This is a genomic window from Mycobacterium sp. 852002-30065_SCH5024008, assembly GCF_001665645.1.
Taxonomy (GTDB): domain Bacteria; phylum Actinomycetota; class Actinomycetes; order Mycobacteriales; family Mycobacteriaceae; genus Mycobacterium; species Mycobacterium paraffinicum.
Map to the genome: position 1 here is coordinate 1 of NZ_LZSZ01000138.1, position 20,563 is coordinate 20,563.

The window sequence follows — 20,563 nt, forward strand, 5'->3', positions numbered from 1 at the left end:
TTGCGTTCGTCGGCAGCGTCAGATGTGTATAAGAGACCGGCTATGGCCCGCCACCCGGATACGGCCCGCCACCGGGATACGGGCCGCGGCCCGCTTGGCAATACAGTCCGCCGCATCTGGTTCCGGGAGCGGTCAAACCCGGCATCATCCCGCTGCGCCCGCTGACCCTGGGCGACATCTTCAATGGCGCGGTCGGCTACGTCCGCGCCAATCCGAAGGCGGCTTTGGGCTTGACCGCCATCGTGGTGGTGGTCATCCAGATCGTCACCAAGGCCGCCGTTTTCGGACCGTTGGCGGCCTACGGCAGGCTGACGACCGATCACGCCAAGGAGCTGACCACCGGGGTCGTCGGCGCGTGGTTGACGTCGATGGGCGCCGGCGTGCTGGTCGCCTGGCTGGGCGGCATGCTGCTGTCCGGGATGCTCACCGTCATCGTCGGCCGGGCGGTGTTCGGGTCGCCGATCACCATCGGCGAGACGTGGGCCAAGATCCGTGGGCGCCTGGTGCCGTTGCTCGGTCTCGCGGTGCTCGAAGGCGCGGTGATGGCGGTCGTCGCGGGGCTGGCGGCGGTGATCGTCGCGGTGCTGGCGGCCATCGGCAACCCCGCGGCGGCGGTCGTCCTGGGCCTGCCGCTCGCGCTGGCCGTGATCGCGTTGCTGGTGTTCCTGTACACGGCGGTGTTGTTTGCACCCGTGTTGATCGTGCTGGAGCGGCTACCCGTCCTTGACGCCATCACCCGATCGTTCGCCCTGGTCCGCGGCGGCTTCTGGCGGGTGCTGGGCATCCGGCTGCTGACGCTCGTGGTGACATCCGTCGTCGGGGGCGCGGTCGCCGTGCCGTTCAACATCGTCAGCCAGTTCTTCGTGATCACCTCGTCTACCGCGGCTTTCCTCATCAGCACCGTGGTCGCGTCGGTGGGCGCGGCGATCGGCGAGATCATCACCGCCCCTTTCAACGCGGGCGTCATCGCGCTGCTGTACACCGATCGCCGGATGCGCGCCGAGGCATTCGATCTGGTCCTGCAGACCGGTGCCGCCGGCGGACCGTACGCGGCCGGCTCCACCGATAACCTCTGGCTGACGCGGCCGGCCTGAGGACGAGTGAGACAGTGCCCTCCATCGACATCGACCGCGATGCCGCGCACCAGGCCGCCCAGGACGAGCTGAACAAACCGATCTACTCCAAAGGCTCGGCCGAGGAGCAAATAGCCGAATGGCTCAACGAGACGATCTACCGTCTGTTGCAGAAGACTGCCTCGCTGCCGGGTGGATGGCTCACGGCAACGGTGCTTTTCATCATGCTCGGGATCGCGCTGGCGTTCGCCGTCCACATCGCGCGGCGCACCATGCGCACCAGGCGGGGTGGCGACTACCAGTTGTTCGAAGCCGCGCAGCTCACCGCGGCCCAGCATCGCGCGACCGCCGAAAACTATGCGGCGCAGGGTGAGTGGGCCGCGGCGATTCGTCATCGACTGCGGGCCGTCGCCCGTCAGCTCGAGGAGACCGGCGTGCTGAACCCGGCACCCGGCCGTACCGCCAACGAGCTGGCCTCCGACGCCGGCGCCGCACTGCCCCATCTGGCCGGCGAATTATCGCAAGCCGCAACGGCTTTCAACGACGTCACCTACGGCGAACAACCCGGAACCCAGGGCGCGTATCGGATGATCGCCGACCTCGACGACCACCTGCGGTCCCGCTCGGCGGCCGTGCTCGCGGGGCGGGCGCAGCCCACCGCCTCCGACTCGTGGGCGCAGGTGCGGTGATGGCGACCATCGGGCGTCCCGAAGCCGCCGGCCCGACGCCGATGCAGCGCTGGCGGTCCTGGCGCTGGGTCATCCTCGCCCTGGTCGTGCTCGCCGTCATCGCCGGCGTCGATGCCTACCTGACCGCGCCGCGGCCCGGCGCCCGCATGGATCCGGCATCGACGGGTCCCGACGGAACCCATGCGCTGGTTGCCCTCCTGCGCGGCGGCGGCGTCGACGTGGTGGTCGCCGACGGCATCGCCGACGTGGAACGGGCGGCGCGGCCCGACGCGCTGATCCTGGTGGCGCAAAGCCAATATCTGACCACCCCGCTGCTGGACCGGCTGGCGAAGGCGCCCGGCGATCTGCTGCTGGTGGAGCCGACGGCGCGCACCCGCGAGGCAATGCTGCCCGGCCTGCGCGTCTCGGCGGCCGGCACCCTCGATACCGATCCAGATTGCACGTTGCGCGAGGCCACTCGGGCCGGTCCGGTGCGATTCGGGCCCAGCGACACCTACCGCGCCACCGACGGCCGGGCGATGACCCGTTGCTACGACGGTGCGTTGGTTCGCTTCCGCGACGGCGGGCGGACGATCACGGCGGTGGGCAGCACCGACTTCCTGACCAACGGCGCCCTGCTGCAGGCGGGTAACGCCGCCCTGGCGATGAACCTGGCGGGCGCTCGGCCCCGGCTGATCTGGTACGCGCCCCACCGCGTCGAGGGCGAATCACCGCCGCCCGGCTCGGTTGGCGACCTGATCCCGCAGAACGTGACGTGGATCGTCTGGCAGCTGTGCCTGGTTGTGCTGCTGGTCGCCCTGTGGCGGGGCCGTCGGCCCGGTCCGCTGGTCGCCGAGGAGCTCCCCGTCGTGGTGCGCGCTTCGGAGACCGTGGAGGGCCGCGGCCGGCTGTACCGTTCCCGCCGGGCGCGCGACCGCGCCGCCGCGGCACTGCGCACCGCCACGCTGCAGCGGCTGGTGCCCCGGCTGGGTCTGAGCATCGCGGCGCCGCCGCCGGCGGTGGCGGCCGCGGTGGCCGGGCGAAGCGGGGCCGACCCGGCATTCGTCTCCTACCAGCTGTTCGGACCGCCCCCGGCGACCGACCACGACTTGCTACAACTTGCCCGTGCGCTCGACGACATCGAAAGGCAGGTCACACGGACGTGACGCAACCATCTACCGCCTCGACCCCCACCGCTGAATCGGCGCGAGATGCGCTGCTGGCGTTGCGTACCGAGCTCGCCAAGGCCGTCGTCGGTCAGGAGGGGGTGGTCAGCGGCCTGGTGATCGCGCTGCTGTGCCGCGGTCACGTGCTGCTGGAAGGCGTTCCGGGAGTGGCGAAGACGCTGCTGGTGCGCGCGCTGGCGGCCGCGCTGCAACTGGAGTGCAAGCGGGTGCAGTTCACCCCCGACCTGATGCCCGGTGATGTGACCGGTTCGCTGGTATACGACGCGCGCACCGCCGCTTTCGAGTTCCGGCCCGGCCCGGTGTTCACCAACCTGCTGCTGGCCGACGAGATCAACCGAACCCCGCCGAAAACCCAGGCCGCGCTGCTCGAGGCGATGGAGGAGCGCCAGGTCAGCGTGGAAGGCATCGCGCGGCCGCTGCCCGACCCGTTCATCGTCGCCGCGACCCAGAACCCCGTCGAATACGAGGGCACTTACCAGCTGCCCGAAGCGCAGCTGGATCGATTCCTGCTCAAGCTGAATGTCACTCTGCCGCCGCGGGATTCGGAGATCGCCATCCTCGCCCGGCACGCGCACGGCTTCGATCCCCGCGACCTGTCGGCGATCAAACCGGTGGCCGGGGCCGCCGAACTGGCGGCCGGGCGCGACGCCGTGCGCAACGTGCTGGTCGCCGACGAGATCCTGGGATACATCGTCGACACCGTCGGGGCCACCCGCTCCTCGCCCGCGTTGCAGCTGGGCGTCTCGCCGCGCGGGGCCACCGCGCTGCTGGCCACGGCGCGTTCCTGGGCCTGGCTGTCCGGCCGCAACTACGTCACCCCCGACGACGTGAAGGCCATGGCCCGCCCGACGCTGCGGCACCGGGTGATGCTGCGTCCCGAGGCCGAGCTCGAGGGGGCCACACCCGACGGTGTGCTCGACGGGATCTTGGCCTCGGTTCCGGTGCCCCGCTAGTGGTCCTGACCGGACGCACCGGGCTGGTCTCGCTGATGTGCGTCCTGCCCATTGCGGTGTCACCTTGGCCGGCAAGAACTTTCGCCGTGCTGGCGGTCACGCTGGCGGTCGTGGTGGCCGTGGACATCGGGTTGGCGGCCAGCACCCGCAGGTTGCGTTACATCCGCTCCCCGGATCGCTCGGCCCGACTCGCGCAGCAGGTGGAGGTCGGGCTGCTGATCCACAACGACGGTCGGCGGCGGTTTCGCGGCCAGGTTCGCGACGCCTGGCCGCCCAGCGCCGGCGCGCGACCGCGCATCCATCCCGTGAACATCCCCGCGGGGCAGCATCAGCACATCCAGTCCCAGCTGCGGCCGGTCCGCCGGGGCGAGCAGCGCGCCGCAGTGGTCACCGCCCGGTCCATCGGACTGCTGGGCCTGGCGGGACGGCAAGGGTCGCAAGCGGTGCCGGGCCTGCTGCGAGTGCTGCCGCCGTTCCTGTCCCGCAAGCACCTGCCGGCGCGGCTGGCCAAACTCCGCGAGATCGACGGGCTGCTGCCCACGCTGATCCGCGGCCAGGGAACCGAATTCGACTCGCTGCGCGAGTATGTCGTCGGTGACGACGTGCGGTCGATCGACTGGCGCGCCACCGCGCGTCGCGCCGACGTCGTCGTCCGCACCTGGCGCCCCGAACGCGACCGGCGGGTGGTGATCGTGCTCGACACCGGGCGCACCTCGGCGGGCCGGGTGGGTGTCGATCCGACGGCCGCCGATCCCGCGGGGTGGCCCCGGCTGGACTGGTCGATGGATGCCGCGCTGCTGCTGGCGGCGCTCGCGTCGCGGGCCGGCGATCACGTCGACTTTCTCGCGCACGACCGGGTCAGCCGGGCCGGCGTCTTCGGCGCGTCGCGCACCGAACTGCTCGCCCAACTTGTCGAGGCGATGGCGCCCCTGCAACCCGCGCTGCTCGAACCGGATTGGACCGCAATGGTTTCCGCCATTGCGCGGCGGGCTCGCCGGCGGTCGCTGGTGGTGCTGCTGACCGACCTCAACGCGACCGCGCTCGAAGAGGGCTTGCTGCCGGTGCTGCCCCAGTTGTCGGCCAAACACCACCTCATGGTGGCCGCGGTCGCCGACCCGCGAGTGGACCAACTGGCGGCCGGGCGTTCTGACCCGGCCGCCGTCTACGACGCGGCGGCCGCCGAACGATCACGCAACGACCGCCGCGCGATCGCGACCCGCCTGCGCCGCAGCGGGGTGGAGGTCGTCGATGCCCCGCCCACCGAACTGGCCCCCGCCCTGGCCGATCACTACCTGGCGATGAAGGCCACCGGTCGGCTGTAGCCCGGCGACGATGCACGCTGCGCAGCGGCGTGAGAAGAAGCCGGGCAATCGGATAGAGCCCGGCGACGACCGCTCAGCTCGTGGGAATCACGTCGGGCGCGTCCTCGATGTCGCCGGTCTCCCCGGCCTTCGCCGCGCGGCGACCGAAATGCACGATGTAGGTCAGGAACGCCGCCTCGGCGACGATCCCGATGCCGACCCGAACGAAGGTCGGCAGCGGCGAAGGTGTTACCAGCGCCTCGATCAACCCCGAGACCAGCAGCACACCCACCAGACCGATCGCGACCGACACGACGGCGCGACCCTGTTCGGCGAGCACTTGTCCGCGTGGCCGGTCGCCGGGCGAGATCACCGACCACCCCAGCCGCATCCCCGCCGCCCCCGCCAGGAACACCGCCGTCAGCTCCAGCAGTCCGTGCGGAATCAGCAGCCCGAGCAGCACACCGCCCTTGCCGGCCTGGAACATCAGCCCGGAGATCAGTCCCAGGTTGGCCGCGTTCTGGAACAGCACGACCGGGATCGGCAGTCCCAGCAGAACGGACAACGCAATGCACTGCGCCGCCACCCAGGAATTGTTCACCCAGATCTGCAGCGCGAACGCCGCGGCGGGATGTTCGCTGTAGTAGGAGGCGACGTCGTGGTTCACCAATTGTTCGATGTCGCTTGGTGTTCCGGCGGCCGACTGCACCTCGGGATTGCCGGCCACCCAGAACGCCATCACGACCACCACGGCGAAGAACGCCACCGCGGTGCCCAGCCACCACCGCCACGACCGGTATGCGACCACCGGGAAAGACACCGTCCAGAACCGGGCGAACGTACCGCTCAACGGCGCGTGGGCGCCGGTCACCACGGAACGGGCGCGCGCGACGAGGCTCGAGAGCCGACCGATCAACAGCGAGTCCGACGAGGCCGAGCGCAGCATCGACAGGTGGGTGGAAACCCGTTGGTAGAGCTCGACGAGCTCGTCGACCTCGGCGCCGGTCAGCGAGCGACGCCTCGCGACCAGCCGGTCGAGGCGGTCCCACGTACCGCGATGGTGCAGCACGAATGCGTCGACGTCCACGCTGCGCAGCCTAATCGCCCTGTACCGTTCGGTGTTATGTCGGAGGTGGTGACCGGCGACGCCGTCGTGCTCGACGTGCAGATCGCCCAGTTGCCGGTGCGGGCCGTGGGCGCACTGATCGATATCGCCGTTATCGTCGCGTGCTATCTCCTCGGGCTGATGTTGTGGGCCGCCACACTGACCCAGTTCGACACCGCGCTGAGCACCGCCATCCTGCTCATCTTCACCGTGGTGGTGATCGTCGGCTATCCGGTGGTGCTGGAAACGGCAACGCGTGGACGCTCAGTGGGCAAGATCGCGATGGGTCTGCGCGTGGTGTCCGACGACGGCGGGCCAGAACGCTTCCGGCAGGCCCTGTTTCGGGCGCTGGCGGCGGTGGTGGAGATCTGGATGCTGTTCGGGAGTCCCGCCGTCATCTGCAGCATCCTGTCGCCGAAGGCCAAGCGGGTCGGCGACATCTTCGCCGGCACCGTCGTCGTGAACGAACGCGGCCCCCGCCTCGGCCCCCCGCCCGTGATGCCGCCTTCGCTGGCCTGGTGGGCCTCGTCCCTGCAACTTTCCGGCCTGTCCCCCGGTCAGGCCGAGGTCGCTCGCCAATTCCTCTCGCGGGCAACACAACTCGATCGCCAGTTACGACTGCAGATGGGCTATCGCATCGCCGGTGACGTGGTGTCCCGCATCGCCCCGCCGCCCCCGCCGGGCGCGCCGCCGGAACTGGTGCTCGCCGCCGTGCTCGCCGAGCGGCACCGCCGCGAACTGGCGCGTCTTCGCCCCGCCATGCCGCCGGCAGGCGCCGCGCCGTGGCCGGCCTGGCCGCCCGCGCCACCACAGCAGGCGGTCCCGTGGCCGAACCCGGGTGCACCCCAGCAGGGGCCGCCGCATACCGCGCCGGGCGGTTTCGCGCCGCCCGGTTAACCGGAGACGCTCGCCGCCATCAGGGCGACGTCGGCGATCAACAGCGCCCATCCGCACAGCGGAACGGCGATGCCGCCGCGGCGCTTCGCGGTGAAAAGGGAGATGACGATCACGACCACCGCAACCGCGGGCGCGCCGTAGAACGCGACCCCGAAATTGATCCCGCCGTGGCCAAGGTTGGGGCAACTGCGGTCGCTGCAGCCGTCGGTACTCATCACCGCGCCGAGCGCGAAGAGCATGACGATGGCGGCGGCGGGCACCGTGGCCAGCGCCAAGCCCCAGTTGACCCACGGCCACACGTTGCGCCCACCGCCGCTGCCGCCCTGCGCGGGGCCGGCCACGGTCGAGGTCCCGCTGCCCACCGAAAGGTTGGAGTTCTCAGCGTTCATCCCAGAGTTCCTACCCGCCGCCCGGCGAGTGCAAACGGGCCGGCCCGTCCGAACGGCCGTACCCGCCAGACCCAACACCGCAGGTCATGCGTCTTACCAGCGGCGTTAGAGCACGACAGCCGCCACACCGTTGCATTCCGATAGTTTCCGATATATCGTGATACTTCGAAGTGTACGGTGCGCTTCCCCTTCAGACGTAAGGAACAGACATGAACAACCCCTTCACCCCCACGGGCGGCCCGTTCGCAGGCAGCCCCGGTTTCGGCTTCGGTCCCGACACGCATCGGCGTGCCCTGCACGGCGCCCGGCGGCGCGCTCGCCAGGAGTTCTTCGAACATCTCCGCGAGCACGGCCCCGACCACGACGGCCCGGGCTTCGGTCCCGGATTCGGCCCGGGGTTCGGTCCCGGATTCGGTCCCGGTTTCGGTCCCGGTTTCGGCTTCGGGCCGGGGGGCCGACGCGGCGGATGGCGCCGTGGCGGCGCGGGCCGCGGCAAGCGCGGCGACGTCCGCGCGGCCATCTTGGCGCTGCTGGCCGAGCGCCCAATGCACGGCTACGAGATGATTCAGCAGATCGCCGAACGCAGCAACGGGCTCTGGAAGCCCAGCCCCGGTTCGGTCTATCCGACGCTGCAGCTGTTGACCGACGAGGGCCTGATCACCGCCAGCGAAAGCGAGGGCAGCAAGAAGCTCTTCGAGCTGACCGACGAGGGCCGCGCGGCGGCCGAAAAGGTCGAGACGCCGCCGTGGGACGAGATCGCCGAAGGCGTCGACCCGGGTCACATGAACCTGCGGGCGGCCATCGGCCAGCTGTTCGGCGCGGTCGCGCAGTCCGCGCACACCGCCACGGCCGAGCAGCAGCAGCGCATCGTCGAAATCCTCAACAACGCGCGGCGCGAGGTCTACGGCATCCTCGGCGAAGACTGAGCCCCGACAGACACAGCGGCCCCTGGATCAGGTCACGTCGACCCAGTCCAGGGTCCGCTGCACCGCCTTGCGCCAACCCGCGTAGCCGGCGGCGCGCTGCTCGTCGGTCCAGGCCGGCGTCCAGCGCTTGTCCTCGTGCCAGTTGGCCCGCAGGTCGGACGGATCGGCCCAGAACCCCACCGCCAAACCCGCCGCGTAGGCCGCGCCCAGTGCGGTCGTCTCGGCGACCACGGGACGCACCACGTCGACGCCGAGCACATCGGCCTGAATCTGCATGCACAGGTCGTTGCCGGTGACGCCGCCGTCGACCTTCAACACCTCGAGGCGCACACCGGAATCCGCCGCCATCGCGTCCACCACGTCGCGGCTCTGATAGCAGATCGCCTCCAGCGTCGCGCGGGCCAGGTGCGCGTTGGTGTTGAACCGCGACAGCCCGACGATCGCACCGCGGGCGTCGGATCGCCAATAGGGCGCGAACAGCCCGGAAAACGCCGGGACGAAATACACTCCGCCGTTGTCGGCGACCTGGCGCGCCAGCGACTCGCTTTGCGCCGCGCCGCTGATGATGCCCAACTGGTCGCGCAGCCACTGCACCGCAGCGCCGGTGACCGCGATCGAACCCTCAAGGGCATAAACGGGTTTCGCGTCGCCGAACTGGTAGCAGACGGTGGTCAGCAGGCCGTTTTTCGACCGCACGATCGTCTCGCCGGTGTTGAGCAGCAGGAAGTTCCCGGTGCCGTAGGTGTTCTTCGCCTCGCCCACCGACAGGCACACCTGGCCCACCATCGCCGCGTGCTGGTCACCGAGAACGCCCGTGACCGGCACCTCGCCGCCGACCGGCCCGGCCTGCGCGGAGACGCCGTACGGTTGCGGCGACGACGACGGCGCGATCGCCGGAAGCATCGCACGCGGGATGGCGAAGAACGACAACAGCTCGTCGTCCCAGTCGAGCGTTTCCAGGTCCATCAGCATGGTCCGGCTGGCATTGGTCACGTCGGTGACGTGCACGCCGCCGCGCGGGCCTCCGGTCAGGTTCCACAACACCCAGGTGTCCGGGGTGCCGAACAGGGCGTCGCCGCTCTCGGCGGCCTCGCGCACCCCGTCGACGTTATCCAGGATCCACTGCAGCTTGCCGCCGGAGAAATACGTCGCCGGCGGCAGGCCGGCCTTGCGGCGAATCACGTCGCCGCGGCCGTCTCGTTCCAGCGCCGACGCGATCCGGTCGGTGCGGGTGTCCTGCCAGACGATCGCGTTGTAGTACGGCCGCCCGGTGCGCCGATTCCATACCAGCGTGGTTTCGCGTTGGTTCGTTATACCAAGCGCGGCAATGTGATTGGCGGACAAGTTGGCACGGTTCAGCACCGACAACAGCACCGACGAAGTACGCTCCCAGATTTCGACGGGGTCGTGCTCGACCCAGCCGGCGCGGGGCAGGATTTGTTCGTGCTCGAGTTGATGGCGGGCCACTTCGGCCCCGTCATGATCGAAGATCATGCAGCGAGTGCTGGTGGTTCCCTGATCGATGGCGGCGACGAACTCAGCGGACACGTCAGGAGTCCATCATGTCCGGGTGAACACGACAAGCGGCCGCGTAGCTTGCGTTACCGCCGGTAACCCTGTTCCATCGGCGGTGTGGGCGAAGAGGTCAAGCGCACCACGTACACCAGCGCACATCGGCGGGAATACGGGCGCAAGCTCCAGGTATGCCTGGACGTGTTCGAGGCGATGCTGGAACAGTCGCGCTTTGACTCGGCCAAGCCGCTGACCGGCATGGAGATCGAGTGCAACCTCGTCGACGCCGACTACCAGCCCGCGATGTCGAATCGCGACGTGCTGGACGCCATCGGGGATCCGGCGTTCCAGCCGGAATTGGGCGCCTACAACATCGAATTCAACGTGCCGCCCCACGCCCTGCCCGGACACACCGCGCTCGACCTGGAAGGCGAGGTGCGGGCCAGTCTGAACGACGCCGAGATCAAGGCCGGCGTGGGCGGCGCGCACATCGTGATGATCGGGATCCTGCCCACGCTGATGCCCGAGCATCTGACCACCGGCTGGATGAGCGACTCGAGGCGGTACGCGGCGCTCAATGACTCGATCTTCACCGCCCGCGGCGAGGACATCCCGATCAACATCTCCGGCCCCGAGCCGCTGAGCTGGCAGGCCGTGTCGATTGCGCCCGAATCCGCTTGCACCAGCATCCAATTGCACCTGCAGGTGGCCCCGGAAACGTTCGCCGCCAACTGGAACGCGGCCCAGGTGGTGGCTGGCCCGCAGCTGGCGCTGGGCGCCAACTCGCCGTACTTCTTCGGCCACCAGTTGTGGGCCGAGACCCGCATCGAGCTGTTCACCCAGTCCACCGACACCCGGCCCGAGGAGCTCAAGTCCCAGGGCGTGCGGCCGCGGGTGTGGTTCGGCGAAGGGTGGATCAGCTCGGTGCTCGACTTGTATCAAGAGAACATCCGCTACTTCCCGTCCCTGCTGCCCGAGGTGTCCGACGAGGATCCCGCCGCCGAGCTGGCCGCCGGGCGCGCACCGCAACTGTCCGAATTGCGGCTGCACAGCGGCACGGTGTACCGGTGGAACCGCCCGGTCTATGACGTGGTCGACGGGCGCCCGCACCTGCGGCTGGAGAACCGGGTGCTGCCGGCCGGGCCGACCGTCGTGGACATGCTGGCCAATTCGGCCTTCTTCTACGGCGTGTTGCGCACCCTCTCCGAGGACGACCATCCCCTGTGGTCTCGCATGGACTTCGCTGCGGCACAAGGGAATTTCCTCGCGGCGGCGCGACACGGCATCGACGCCCGGCTGCATTGGCCGGGTGTGGGTGACGTGGCGGCGACCGCGTTGGTGCTGGATAAGCTGCTGCCGATCGCCGACGAGGGACTGCGCAGGTGGGGGATGGACGCCGAGGTGCGGGACCGCTTCCTCGGCGTCATCGAGGGCCGCGCGAGGTCGGGCCGCAACGGCGCCAGCTGGCAGGTAAACACCGTCCGCGCTCTGGAAGATGGCGGAATGACCAGGCCGGCTGCGCTGGCCGAGATGCTGCGCCGGTACTGCGAGCACATGCACGCCAACGAGCCGGTGCATACCTGGGAGTCCTGACCGCGGGTACGTTGAAAACCATGACGGGCGATCACGTTATGGACTGGGACAGCGCATACCGCGAACGGGCGCACTTCGCGGGTCCGCCGCCGTGGAACATCGGCGAGCCACAACCCGAGCTGGCCGCACTGGTGGCGGCCGGGAAATTCCGCAGCGACGTGCTCGACGCCGGCTGCGGGGTCGCCGAACTGTCGTTGGCGCTGGCGGCCCAGGGCTACACGGTTGTCGGTGTCGACCTCACGCCGACGGCCGTCGCGGCGGCCACCGAGGCGGCCCGGGAGCGCGGCTTGACCACGGCCAGCTTCGTGCAGGCCGACATCACGTCGTTCGGTGGTTATGACGGCCGGTTCTCCACCGTCGTCGATTCCACGCTGTTTCACTCGCTGCCGGTCGAGGGCCGCGACGGCTACCTCAGCTCCATCCACCGCGCGGCGGCGCCGGGCGCCACCCTGTTCGTGCTGGTGTTCGCCAAGGGCGCCTTCCCCGCCGAGATGGAACCGAAGCCCAACGAGGTTAACGAGGACGAACTGCGCGCCGCGGTGAGCAAGTACTGGGAGATCGACGAGATCCGGCCGGCGTTCATCCTGTCGAACGCCGTCGAGGTTCCTAACGCGCCCTTCGAATTTCCGCCGCACGACCGCGATGAGAAGGGCCGGGTGAAGATGCCGGCCTACCTGCTGACGGCGCACAAAGCGGGCTAGGACGTCGCCGCCGTCGCGGCGATCAGCGCCTCGGCGAAGGTCTGCAGATCCTCGGCCGTGGTGTCGACGTGCGGCGAGATGCGCAGCACCGGACCGGCCAGCCGCAGGGGAGCCCGGTGCACGCCGACGAAGGTGGTCAGGATCCGCCGCTCGGCGAGCAGCCACGCCCGCACCGCTTGGGGATCGGCGCCGTCGACCGGGGCCAGGGTGGTGATGGCGCTGGGCTCGTCGACCTCCTCGACCACCGCCCAGCCGGCCACGTCGGCCAGCACCCGGCGGCTGGTGCCGCCCAACGCGGCCAGCCGCGCGCGCACGGCCTGTGGCCCGTACGCCAAGTGCTCCCCCAGCGCCAGCGAAAAGCCAACGCGCGCCGCGACATTGGCTTCGCCGAATTCAAGCTGCTGGGCGACCGTGAACGAGCCCGCGAGCCAGTCCGGCGGCGCCAGTCGCGGACGCAAGCCCTCCATCAGCTCGCGTCGCACCGCGAGCGCGCCGACACCCCGCGGCCCCGCGATCCACTTGCGCGACGACGCATACGTCACGTCGGCGCCGACCGCGCAGTCCACCTGGCCCAGCGCCTGGGCGGCGTCCACCACGAGCGGCAGCCCCAACTCGCGGCAGAGCTGCGCGATCATCGACAGCGGTTGCACCACACCGCTGTGGCTGCCGACCGCGGTGAGGTGGACCAGATCGGGCGGGTCGGCCTCGAGCGCCAGCGCCGCGTCGTCGAGCGCGACCCGGCCATCCTCGAGCGTCGGCAGCAGCTGACGGTCGAAGCCGTGGGCGGCGAAGAGCGCCAAATTGGGGCCGTATTCACCGGGCAGGCACGCCACCATGCGGCGATCGGCAGGCCAGCCGCCGAGCAGCAGATCCAGCGCGTTCAGGGAGCCGGTGGTGAACACCACCTCGGCGTCAGGCATGCCGGCCAGCGCGGCGAACGCCACCCGCCCGGCATCCAGCGCGGGTGCGGCCGCCTCGGCCGCAACGTAGCCGCCGATTTCGGACTCGTTGCGCGCGTGCAGGGCGGCGGCCTCGATCACCGCGAGGCTCTGCCGCGAACACGCCGCGCTGTCCAGGTGCAGTCCGGCCACGGGCGGGCGGCCCGCCCGCCAGCGGCCCGCAAGCGAATCGCCGGCCGTCACTTCACGGCCAACGACAATCCGAAATCACCCGCGGCGTCCGTCCAGAACCGGGTGCGGCGCAGCCCCACGCGGGCCAATTCGGCGCTCACCCCGTCCGGGCGGAACTTGCACGACACCTCGGTGAGCATCTCCTCGTCGGCCGCGAAATCGACGGTCAGGTCGAGCGCGTCGACGCGGACCCGCTGCGGACGGCTGGCGCGCAACCACATTTCGATGCGCTCCTCCTCGGCGTTCCAGCGCGCCACGTGCTGGAAGGCCTCGACGTCGAAATCGGCGTCGAGTTGCCGGTTGATCACCGCCAGCACATTGCGATTGAACGCCGCGGTCACCCCGGCCGAGTCGTCGTAGGCGCGCACCAGCCGGCCGGTGTCCTTGATCAGGTCCGTGCCCAGCAGCAGGCTGTCGCCCGGGCGCATCTGGGCGGACAGGCTCGACAGAAACGCCGTGCGCGGTCCGGGCGTCAAGTTGCCGATCGTCGACCCCAGGAACACGAACAGGCGCCGCCCGCCGGTTGGGATCTCGGTCAGGTGTTCCTCGAAATCGCCGCAGACGGCGTTGATTTCGACGCCAGCGTATTCCTGCTGGATCGCCGCCGCGGCCGTCGACAGTATGCCGGCGTCGACGTCGAACGGGACGAATCTGCGCAGCGATCCGCGTTCACGCAGCGCGTCCAGCAGCAGCCGCGTCTTCTCCGACGTCCCGCTGCCCAACTCCACCAGGGTGTCGGCCTCGCTGGCCGCCGCCACCTCGGCCGACCGCGCGCGCAGGATCTCGGCCTCCGCGCGGGTCGGATAGTACTCGGGCAACCGGGTGATCTGATCGAACAGATGGCTGCCCAGCGAATCGTAGAACCACTTGGGCGGCAACGACTTCGGCGTTCGCTGTAGGCCGTCGAACACATCCCGGCGCAACGCCTGATCCGCAGAGTCGGCGGCCAAGTGGTTGGACAAAGTCAGCGTCATCGATAACCTTCCCAGTGATCCAGCGGGGTCAGCGCGACGCCCGTCGCGGTGACCTCGACGAGGTGGCGGTCCGGCACGTCCTCCCAGCCGGGGTCGTTGTCGTAGGGCTCGCTGGCCAGCACAATGCCGTCCGCGCGGCGCAGGATGGACAACGTGTCGCCCCAGGTGGTGGCGAGCAGGCGAGAGCCGTTGGCCGCCAATATGTTCAGCCGGGCGTCCGGGTCGGCCGCCGCGATCTCGGTGATGGTGTCGCCGAGCGCGTCGAGACCCCGTTCAAAGATGACGGCCGCGAGCAATGCACTGTCGCAGACTGATTCGGCCTGCGAGCTCATGGGCAACACGGCGCGGTCCACCACGCCGTTGTGTGACAACATCCATTGACCGTCGGTGAACGGCGCCGTCGCGCTGACATCGATCGGCATGCCGACCGTCGCCGAGCGCACCGCGGCAACCACGCAGCGGCTGCGCAGCGCCGGTGCGACGGAGTCGAACGACGTGTCGCCCCACAGCGGCGCCTGGCTCCGCCAGCGGCGGGGCACTTGGCCTCCCGAAGAGTCGTCGAAAAACCCGACACCCCAACCGTCGGCGTTGAGCAGGCCGTGCTTCTGCCGGCGCGGGGCGTACGACTGCACCCGCAGGCCGTACAGCGGGTCCAGCACCAGCGAGGAGACTGTGACGTCGGCCCCGAGCCAGCCGAGGTGACGGCACATCAGGTGAAATCCTCGGCGTCCCAAGCCAACCGGACGCCGGAGAAGATCTGGCGCCGGATCGGGTGGTCCCAGTTGCGGAAGCTCGGCCGCAGGATGGCGGACTCCACGGCCCACGAGCCGCCACGCAGCACCCGGTAGTCGCCGTCAAAGAACGGCTGCGAGTAGCGCTCGTAGATCATCGGAACGAATCCCGGCCAGGGCCGCAGCGGCGACGTGGTCCACTCCCACACGTCGCCGAGCATCTGTTCCGCCCCGTAAGCCGAGGCGCCGGCGGGGTAGGCCCCGACGGGTGCCGGACGCAACGACGTTCCGCCCAGGTTGGCGAGGACCTCGGAGGGCGGCTGCGCTCCCCACGGGTAGCGGCGGCGGCTGTCGGTGGCCGGATCCCACGCGCAGGCCTTTTCCCATTCCACCTCGGTGGGCAGCCGCGCGCCGGCCCAGGCCGCGTATGCCTCGGCCTCGAAGTAGCAAACGTGCTGCACCGGTTCGTCGGCGGGGATGTCTTCGACGTGGCCGAACCTGGTGCGCGTTCGTGCGTCGGGGCTCCAGAACTGTGGCGCGGTCAGGCCCACGCGCTGGCGATGCTCCCAACCGCGCTCGGACCACCAGCGCGGCTGGAGGTAGCCGCCGTCTTCCATGAAGTGCCGCCACTCGCCGTTGGAGACCGGCACCCGGCCGATCCGGAACGCGGGCACCTCGACGACGTGGGCGGGACGCTCGTTGTCCAACGAATACGGTTCGCTCGCGGCGTCCACGCCCAGCACGAACGGGCCGGCGGGCACCAGCACGGAGGTGCCGGCCAACCCGGGCCGGCCGGCCGGCAGCGCCGCCTGGTCCCGCAGCAGCGGAGCACCGGTGCGCAGGTTCAGCGCCTGCAGCATGGTTTCGTCGTGCTGGTTTTCGTGGCTGATCACCATCGCGAACGCGAAGTCGTCACTCTCCTCCGGCAGGGCGTCGAGGGCATCGAGGGCTGCGGATCGCACCGTGCGGCAATACGCCCGCGCGCGGCCCGGCGACAGCAGCGGCAGCTCGACCCGGCTCGCGCGGGAGTGGACGAAGGCGTCGTAGAGGCCCTCGACCGCCGGCGGCAGCATGCCGGGCCGGCCGGGGTCACCGCCACGCAGCAGCCAGAACTCCTCTTGCTGACCGATGTGCGCCAGGTCCCACACCAGTGGGCTCATCAGGGGGTCGTACTGCCGGTACAGCTCGGCGTCGTCGAACTCGACCAGCCGCAATGTCCGCGTCCGCGCCCGCGCCAAATCCTCGGCAAGACTTGCCCGGAAAATCACAGCCCCCCTTGCGGGCATCGCGCCGCCCCGGCGACCGTGGCCGCGATGCCCTGTTGAATCACCTGGTCGGAGAAGTCGTCGCCGGGACATCTGCCCCGCTCGACAGCGTCGACCAGCCGCTGCATCGAATCACCGAGTTCGGGCGGCGCCAGCTGAGCGGCGACGGCCACGCACTTGTTGGCCGCGGCGTACAGCCGCCGGTCACGCAGTCCCGCCTGGGCCGCCGTGTCCCAGGCGGTGGCCACCGGCTCGATCGCCTCGGCCGCGGTGTCCGCCGCGACCGGGTCGTCGAGCAGGGCGACCAGAGTGAACACCAGGGCCGGCCAGAAGTCGTCCGGCGCGCTGTCGAGATAGCGGATTTCCAGCCACTGCCTCGGGCGCACCGGCGGGAACAGCGTGGTCAGGTGGTATTCCAGGTCGGCGAGGGTGGGGCGGCGACCGCCGAGCAGCACCCGGCCGTCCACCCAGTCGGCGAATGGCACCCAATGCGTGACCGCCGTGGCGTCCGGGGCGTGCACCAGCATCACCGGCGCCTTGAGCGCGTAGCGCGCCCAGTCGGTGCCCGGGTCGTCGCCGCTGGCGCCCAGGATGGGTCCGCACCGCGCCGAGTCCATCTGCCCCCACACCCACTGCCGAGTGGAGGCCCACCCGGTGAACTCGCCGCGCAGCATCGGGGAGTTGGCGGCCATCGCGATCATGGTGGGTCCGAGTGCGTGCGCCAGCCGCACCCGATCCGCCCACCCGGCCCGCGGCCCCGCGTCCAGGTTGACCTGAATGGACGCGGTGGACGTCATCATCGCCGCGCCTGCCTCACCCGAGCGGCTGGACGCGAAAAACTGCTCCATGGCGCGGTAACGCGCGCCCGGGTTGATGCGCTTGGGCGGCCGCAGCGGATCCGCCCCGAGGAACACCAGGCCCAGCCCGGCATCGACGAACGCCGACCGCAACACGGCCTGGTCCTGCCGCATCGCGTCGATGGCGGCCGCCACCCCGTCGGCCGGCGGGCCGGACAACTCCACCGCACCACCGGGCTCCACCGTGACCCGGCTGCCGCCCGGCAGCTCAGGCAAGGGCCCCAGAACGTCGGCGATCTCCTGCCAACCGGGCCTGCGATGCGGGTCGGCCGGGTCGTGGCAGTGGGCTTCCAGTTCCAGACCCACGCGCCCCAGCGGGGCGTCCACCAAGCAACCGTCTGCGATGTAGCGCGCAGCGGATTTGGAATCGGCCATCTCGGGACTGGCCAGCTCGGAGCCTGCGGTAGTGATAGCGGCAAACGTCATATCACTATCCCTTCGGGCCTGAGCAAGCTCGAACACGCTCCTGCGGACCGCGTCCCGACACAGCCGACGGAACGGTAACCGCCACTACTTCATCTAACAGATGGCCCCGACATATTCCCGTTCGCGCCCGATTTCAAGCATGCCCGACCCGGTTCCCGAACCCGGCTACTGACCCAGCGCGTTCTGCATCGCCCCGGCCAGCACGTTGACCGCGGGCCCGGCGTTGCCAGATTGGCAGACCTTGGCCTGCAACAACACATTTTCACGCAGCCTGGTTTGATTGAAGCACCGCCGATCGGTGCCGGCCTCTTGCTTGGTCCAGTTCGCGTCGGCGGCGTCGGGCGGCCCGCCATCGAACGACCACACCTGTGTGACGCCGTTGTCCAGGTGCATCGGGGTGGTCTGGCCCGAGCAGCCCACCGTCCGATCCACCACCCGATGGAAGGCGCGGCCGGCGGCGTCGTTGCTGGCAAACACACCGACGGCCTGCTTCACGAAGTGGGTTTGGTCGGTGGCCGATGTCTGGGTGACGGCACCGTTGAACGACGCCAAGTCGGGGTCGTCGAATACCTCGGGCAAGCCGATATCGGCCCAGTTGTTGCACACCGGAACGTCCACCCAATCGCCCTGCACCGGTCGCGTGAACACCGACTCCCAGCCCATGGGCCCGCCGACGATGTTGCCGACCGACCCCTTGCCAAGGACCGCGTAATTCACCACCCCCGGCTCCGACGGGTGCGCGGCCGCAACCGGAAGTGCGACCGCGCCGCCGACGGCCAGGCCGACGGTGATGACGGCCGCGCGAACCCGCATGGTCATGAAGCGATCATGCCAGGCACGTCGGCGCGAGGTCAGCCCCCGTTTGCCCGGACGCCCTCTTCGACCTTTTTGCCGAGGTCGGGGTCGACGTTGCGCCAGTACTCGAACACCCGCGACAGCACCGGCTCCTTCACACCCTTGGAGACATGCCCAATGATGTTGTGCGCCAGCCGGTCCCGGGCCTCGTCGTCGAGGACGTCGCGGACCAAGGTGCCGGCTTGTCCCCAGTCGTCGTCCTCGGCGTGCAGCGTGTAGGCGGCGCGGACCATGTCGCCGTCGGCGTGCCAGCTCACCTCGGCGGCGCGGGCCGGGTCGGCGTGCGGGCCGCCATAGGAGTTGGGCGCATACACGGGGTCGGAGACATTCTTCATCCGCATCGCGCCATCCTTCGAATAGCTGTTCACCTCGACCTTCGGCGTGTTGACGGGGATCTGCCGATAGTTGGTCCCCAGCCTGGCGCGGTGCGCGTCGGAGTAGGAGAACCCGCGGGCCTGCAGCATCTTGTCGGGGCTCAGCCCCGTGCCGGGCACGGTGTTGTTCGGCTCGAAGGCCGCCTGCTCGATCTCGGTGTGGTAGTCGGTGACATTGCGGCTCAGCGTCATCTTGCCGACGTCGATCAGCGGGTAGTCGCCGTGCGGCCACACCTTGGTCAGGTCGAACGGGTTGAACCGGTAGTTGCGGGCCTCCTCGTACGGCATGATCTGCATCTTCAGCGTCCAGCTGGGGTGATCCCCGCCCTCGATCGCCTCGTAGAGGTCGCGCTGGTGGTAGTCGCCGTCCTCGCCGGCCAGCCGGTCGGCGTCCTCCTGGGTCAGGAAGTCGACGCCCTGGTCGGTGATGAAGTGGTATTTCACCCAGAAGATTTCGCCGGCGGCGTTGATCCAGCTGTAGGTGTGGCTGCTGTATCCGTTCATGTGCCGCCACGTCTTGGGGATGCCGCGGTCACCCATCAGCCAGGTCACCTGATGCGCGGACTCCGGCGAGAGGGTCCAGAAGTCCCACTGCATGTTGTGGTCACGCAGGTTCGTTGCCTGCATACGCTTTTGGGACCGAATGAAGTGCTGGAACTTCAGCGGATCGCGCATGAAGAAGACCGGCGTGTTGTTGCCGACCAGGTCGAAATTGCCTTCGCTGGTGTAGAACTTCAGCGCGAAGCCACGCGGGTCGCGCCAGGTGTCTGGGCTGCCGCGCTCGCCGGCGACCGTGGAGAACCTGGCGAGCATGTCTGTCTTGGTGCCGGGCTGGAACACCGCGGCCCGCGTGAATTTGCTGACGTCGTTGGTGACCTCGAAGGTGCCGAAGGCGCCGCCGCCCTTCGCGTGCGGCTGACGCTCCGGAATGCGCTCCCGGTTGAACTGGGCCATCTGCTCGATCAGGTAATGGTCCTGCAGCAGAATCGGACCGTCGGGACCGATCGTCAACGACTGGTCGTCGCTGGGCGCAGCGATGCCGGCGTCATTGGTGGTGAAACGCTCCGTCATGTCGCTATCTCCTCGTTTGCTGGGCTGACTCCACGCCATGGCGACGAAAATTCCTGCGCGCCAATAACTATGCTCCTTTTCTGGACCACGTCAAGAAAAACCTCGGCTTTGCGTCACCCGCTACGGACGCGGCGCCGGCGGGCTGGGTGTCGCGCTCGCGGGCGGCGGGCCGCCAGGACCGCTCAGACCCGGTCCGCCGGCCGGCCCGCCGGGTGCGCCCGGACCGCCGGGGGGCATGGGCACGATCAACCCCGGTCCGCCAACACCCCACGGGCCGCCGGCGGGTCCGGGCGGACCGGACCCCCACGGTCCGGGGCCGTATCCCGGTCCCCACGGGCCGTTGCCCGGCCCGGGGCCACCGCCACCCGGGCCTCCGCCAGGTTTGAACATCTGGCCGTGGTGGTGGTGGCAGTGGTGGTAATGCCCGAAGACGAAGGCACCGGCGAAGAACACGGTGGAGATGATGAAGACGATCCCGGCGACGATGATCACCCACGCCGCGGCCGTGTAGAGCCGCGGGGGCTTCACTCGCTCCGGGGCGGGCAGTGGCGGTGGGCTGTCTCTTATACACATCT

At 69.7% G+C, this 20,563-nt stretch carries 19 protein-coding genes and 1 pseudogene; 9 read left to right on the top strand and 11 right to left on the bottom strand.

From position 1 onward, the window contains the following. Positions 1 to 41: 41 nt before the first annotated feature. The 5 genes and pseudogenes from A5781_RS17465 to A5781_RS17485 all read left to right on the top strand — a co-directional run. A pseudogene (locus A5781_RS17465) lies at positions 42 to 1,094 on the top strand (hypothetical protein); the annotation flags it as partial. A gap of 14 nt (positions 1,095 to 1,108) precedes the next feature. Then, positions 1,109 to 1,762, top strand: coding sequence for a DUF4129 domain-containing protein (locus A5781_RS17470; protein ID WP_067208899.1), 654 nt, complete (start codon positions 1,109 to 1,111; stop codon positions 1,760 to 1,762). Continuing rightward, a complete protein-coding gene (locus tag A5781_RS17475; protein ID WP_067208956.1) occupies positions 1,762 to 2,907 on the top strand; it encodes a DUF4350 domain-containing protein in 1,146 nt (381 codons plus the stop codon). Before A5781_RS17470 ends, A5781_RS17475 begins: the two co-directional genes overlap by 1 nt. After that, entirely contained in the window at positions 2,904 to 3,881 is a 978-nt protein-coding gene (locus tag A5781_RS17480) for a MoxR family ATPase (RefSeq protein ID WP_067208902.1), read from the top strand. The genes A5781_RS17475 and A5781_RS17480 overlap by 4 nt, the downstream gene beginning before the upstream one ends. Then, positions 3,881 to 5,203, top strand: a complete 1,323-nt coding sequence (locus tag A5781_RS17485; protein WP_067208906.1) for a DUF58 domain-containing protein — start codon at positions 3,881 to 3,883, stop codon at positions 5,201 to 5,203. The genes A5781_RS17480 and A5781_RS17485 overlap by 1 nt, the downstream gene beginning before the upstream one ends. Positions 5,204 to 5,276: 73 nt before the next feature. Here the strand turns inward: A5781_RS17485 and A5781_RS17490 are convergent, their stop codons facing one another. After that, positions 5,277 to 6,269, bottom strand: coding sequence for a stage II sporulation protein M (locus A5781_RS17490; RefSeq protein WP_067208909.1), 993 nt, complete (start codon positions 6,267 to 6,269; stop codon positions 5,277 to 5,279). A 36-nt stretch (positions 6,270 to 6,305) separates the two neighbouring features. On the opposite strand from A5781_RS17490, the gene A5781_RS17495 reads away from it, so the two are divergent. Continuing rightward, complete coding sequence (locus tag A5781_RS17495; protein ID WP_067208913.1) at positions 6,306 to 7,184, top strand: RDD family protein; 879 nt, start codon at positions 6,306 to 6,308, stop codon at positions 7,182 to 7,184. Here the strand turns inward: A5781_RS17495 and A5781_RS17500 are convergent. After that, complete coding sequence (locus A5781_RS17500; RefSeq protein ID WP_067208917.1) at positions 7,181 to 7,573, bottom strand: hypothetical protein; 393 nt, start codon at positions 7,571 to 7,573, stop codon at positions 7,181 to 7,183. The two genes, A5781_RS17495 and A5781_RS17500, sit on opposite strands and share 4 nt — an antisense overlap. Positions 7,574 to 7,782: 209 nt before the next feature. Between A5781_RS17500 and A5781_RS17505 the strand changes: the two genes are divergently transcribed. Further along, the gene (locus tag A5781_RS17505) at positions 7,783 to 8,499 is read left to right on the top strand and encodes a PadR family transcriptional regulator (RefSeq protein ID WP_067208920.1); all 717 of its coding nucleotides are present in this window, start codon (positions 7,783 to 7,785) and stop codon (positions 8,497 to 8,499) included. A gap of 27 nt (positions 8,500 to 8,526) precedes the next feature. On the opposite strand, the gene glpK is transcribed toward A5781_RS17505, so the two are convergent. Further along, the gene (glpK, locus tag A5781_RS17510; protein ID WP_082939406.1) at positions 8,527 to 10,047 is read right to left on the bottom strand and encodes a glycerol kinase GlpK; all 1,521 of its coding nucleotides are present in this window, start codon (positions 10,045 to 10,047) and stop codon (positions 8,527 to 8,529) included. Between the two features lie 84 nt (positions 10,048 to 10,131). Here glpK and A5781_RS17515 point away from each other — a divergent pair, with 84 nt between their 5' ends. Both A5781_RS17515 and A5781_RS17520 read left to right on the top strand, forming a co-directional pair. Continuing rightward, positions 10,132 to 11,604, top strand: coding sequence for a glutamate--cysteine ligase (locus tag A5781_RS17515; protein WP_067208923.1), 1,473 nt, complete (start codon positions 10,132 to 10,134; stop codon positions 11,602 to 11,604). Positions 11,605 to 11,624: 20 nt separating this feature from the next. After that, positions 11,625 to 12,305: a class I SAM-dependent methyltransferase gene (locus A5781_RS17520; RefSeq protein WP_067208925.1), complete on the top strand. Its 681-nt coding sequence runs from the start codon at positions 11,625 to 11,627 to the stop codon at positions 12,303 to 12,305. On the opposite strand, the gene egtE is transcribed toward A5781_RS17520, so the two are convergent. From egtE to A5781_RS17560, 8 genes are all read right to left on the bottom strand, one after another. Further along, entirely contained in the window at positions 12,302 to 13,465 is a 1,164-nt protein-coding gene (egtE, locus tag A5781_RS17525; protein WP_369817749.1) for an ergothioneine biosynthesis PLP-dependent enzyme EgtE, read from the bottom strand. The genes A5781_RS17520 and egtE overlap by 4 nt on opposite strands. After that, positions 13,444 to 14,409 (bottom strand): L-histidine N(alpha)-methyltransferase, encoded by a 966-nt coding sequence (gene egtD / locus A5781_RS17530; protein WP_067208931.1) that lies wholly within the window; start codon positions 14,407 to 14,409, stop codon positions 13,444 to 13,446. Before egtD ends, egtE begins: the two co-directional genes overlap by 22 nt. Further along, positions 14,406 to 15,119: an ergothioneine biosynthesis protein EgtC gene (egtC, locus tag A5781_RS17535; protein WP_067208935.1), complete on the bottom strand. Its 714-nt coding sequence runs from the start codon at positions 15,117 to 15,119 to the stop codon at positions 14,406 to 14,408. Before egtC ends, egtD begins: the two co-directional genes overlap by 4 nt. Then, positions 15,119 to 16,426, bottom strand: coding sequence for an ergothioneine biosynthesis protein EgtB (gene egtB, locus A5781_RS17540; protein ID WP_067208938.1), 1,308 nt, complete (start codon positions 16,424 to 16,426; stop codon positions 15,119 to 15,121). The genes egtC and egtB overlap by 1 nt, the downstream gene beginning before the upstream one ends. Next, positions 16,405 to 17,688 (bottom strand): ergothioneine biosynthesis glutamate--cysteine ligase EgtA, encoded by a 1,284-nt coding sequence (gene egtA / locus A5781_RS17545; RefSeq protein ID WP_067208942.1) that lies wholly within the window; start codon positions 17,686 to 17,688, stop codon positions 16,405 to 16,407. The genes egtB and egtA overlap by 22 nt, the downstream gene beginning before the upstream one ends. 165 nt (positions 17,689 to 17,853) lie before the next feature. After that, the gene (locus A5781_RS17550) at positions 17,854 to 18,501 is read right to left on the bottom strand and encodes a sensor domain-containing protein (protein WP_156624759.1); all 648 of its coding nucleotides are present in this window, start codon (positions 18,499 to 18,501) and stop codon (positions 17,854 to 17,856) included. 38 nt (positions 18,502 to 18,539) lie between these two features. Beyond that, the gene (locus tag A5781_RS17555; RefSeq protein ID WP_067208950.1) at positions 18,540 to 19,988 is read right to left on the bottom strand and encodes a catalase; all 1,449 of its coding nucleotides are present in this window, start codon (positions 19,986 to 19,988) and stop codon (positions 18,540 to 18,542) included. Between the two features lie 120 nt (positions 19,989 to 20,108). Continuing rightward, positions 20,109 to 20,516: a hypothetical protein gene (locus A5781_RS17560; protein WP_197503886.1), complete on the bottom strand. Its 408-nt coding sequence runs from the start codon at positions 20,514 to 20,516 to the stop codon at positions 20,109 to 20,111. Positions 20,517 to 20,563 lie beyond the last annotated feature (47 nt).

What these genes read in the sequence shown, in the direction of transcription:
- A5781_RS17475 (WP_067208956.1), top strand. Translation starts at nt 1,762, where the DNA reads ATGGCGACCATCGGGCGTCCCGAAGCCGCCGGCCCGACGCCGATGCAG.
- A5781_RS17495 (WP_067208913.1), top strand. Translation starts at nt 6,306, where the DNA reads ATGTCGGAGGTGGTGACCGGCGACGCCGTCGTGCTCGACGTGCAGATC.
- A5781_RS17500 (WP_067208917.1), bottom strand. Translation starts at nt 7,573, where the DNA reads ATGAACGCTGAGAACTCCAACCTTTCGGTGGGCAGCGGGACCTCGACC.
- A5781_RS17505 (WP_067208920.1), top strand. Translation starts at nt 7,783, where the DNA reads ATGAACAACCCCTTCACCCCCACGGGCGGCCCGTTCGCAGGCAGCCCC.
- A5781_RS17520 (WP_067208925.1), top strand. Translation starts at nt 11,625, where the DNA reads ATGACGGGCGATCACGTTATGGACTGGGACAGCGCATACCGCGAACGG.
- egtD (WP_067208931.1), bottom strand. Translation starts at nt 14,409, where the DNA reads ATGACGCTGACTTTGTCCAACCACTTGGCCGCCGACTCTGCGGATCAG.
- egtC (WP_067208935.1), bottom strand. Translation starts at nt 15,119, where the DNA reads ATGTGCCGTCACCTCGGCTGGCTCGGGGCCGACGTCACAGTCTCCTCG.
- egtB (WP_067208938.1), bottom strand. Translation starts at nt 16,426, where the DNA reads ATGCCCGCAAGGGGGGCTGTGATTTTCCGGGCAAGTCTTGCCGAGGAT.
- egtA (WP_067208942.1), bottom strand. Translation starts at nt 17,688, where the DNA reads ATGACGTTTGCCGCTATCACTACCGCAGGCTCCGAGCTGGCCAGTCCC.
- A5781_RS17550 (WP_156624759.1), bottom strand. Translation starts at nt 18,501, where the DNA reads ATGCGGGTTCGCGCGGCCGTCATCACCGTCGGCCTGGCCGTCGGCGGC.
- A5781_RS17555 (WP_067208950.1), bottom strand. Translation starts at nt 19,988, where the DNA reads ATGACGGAGCGTTTCACCACCAATGACGCCGGCATCGCTGCGCCCAGC.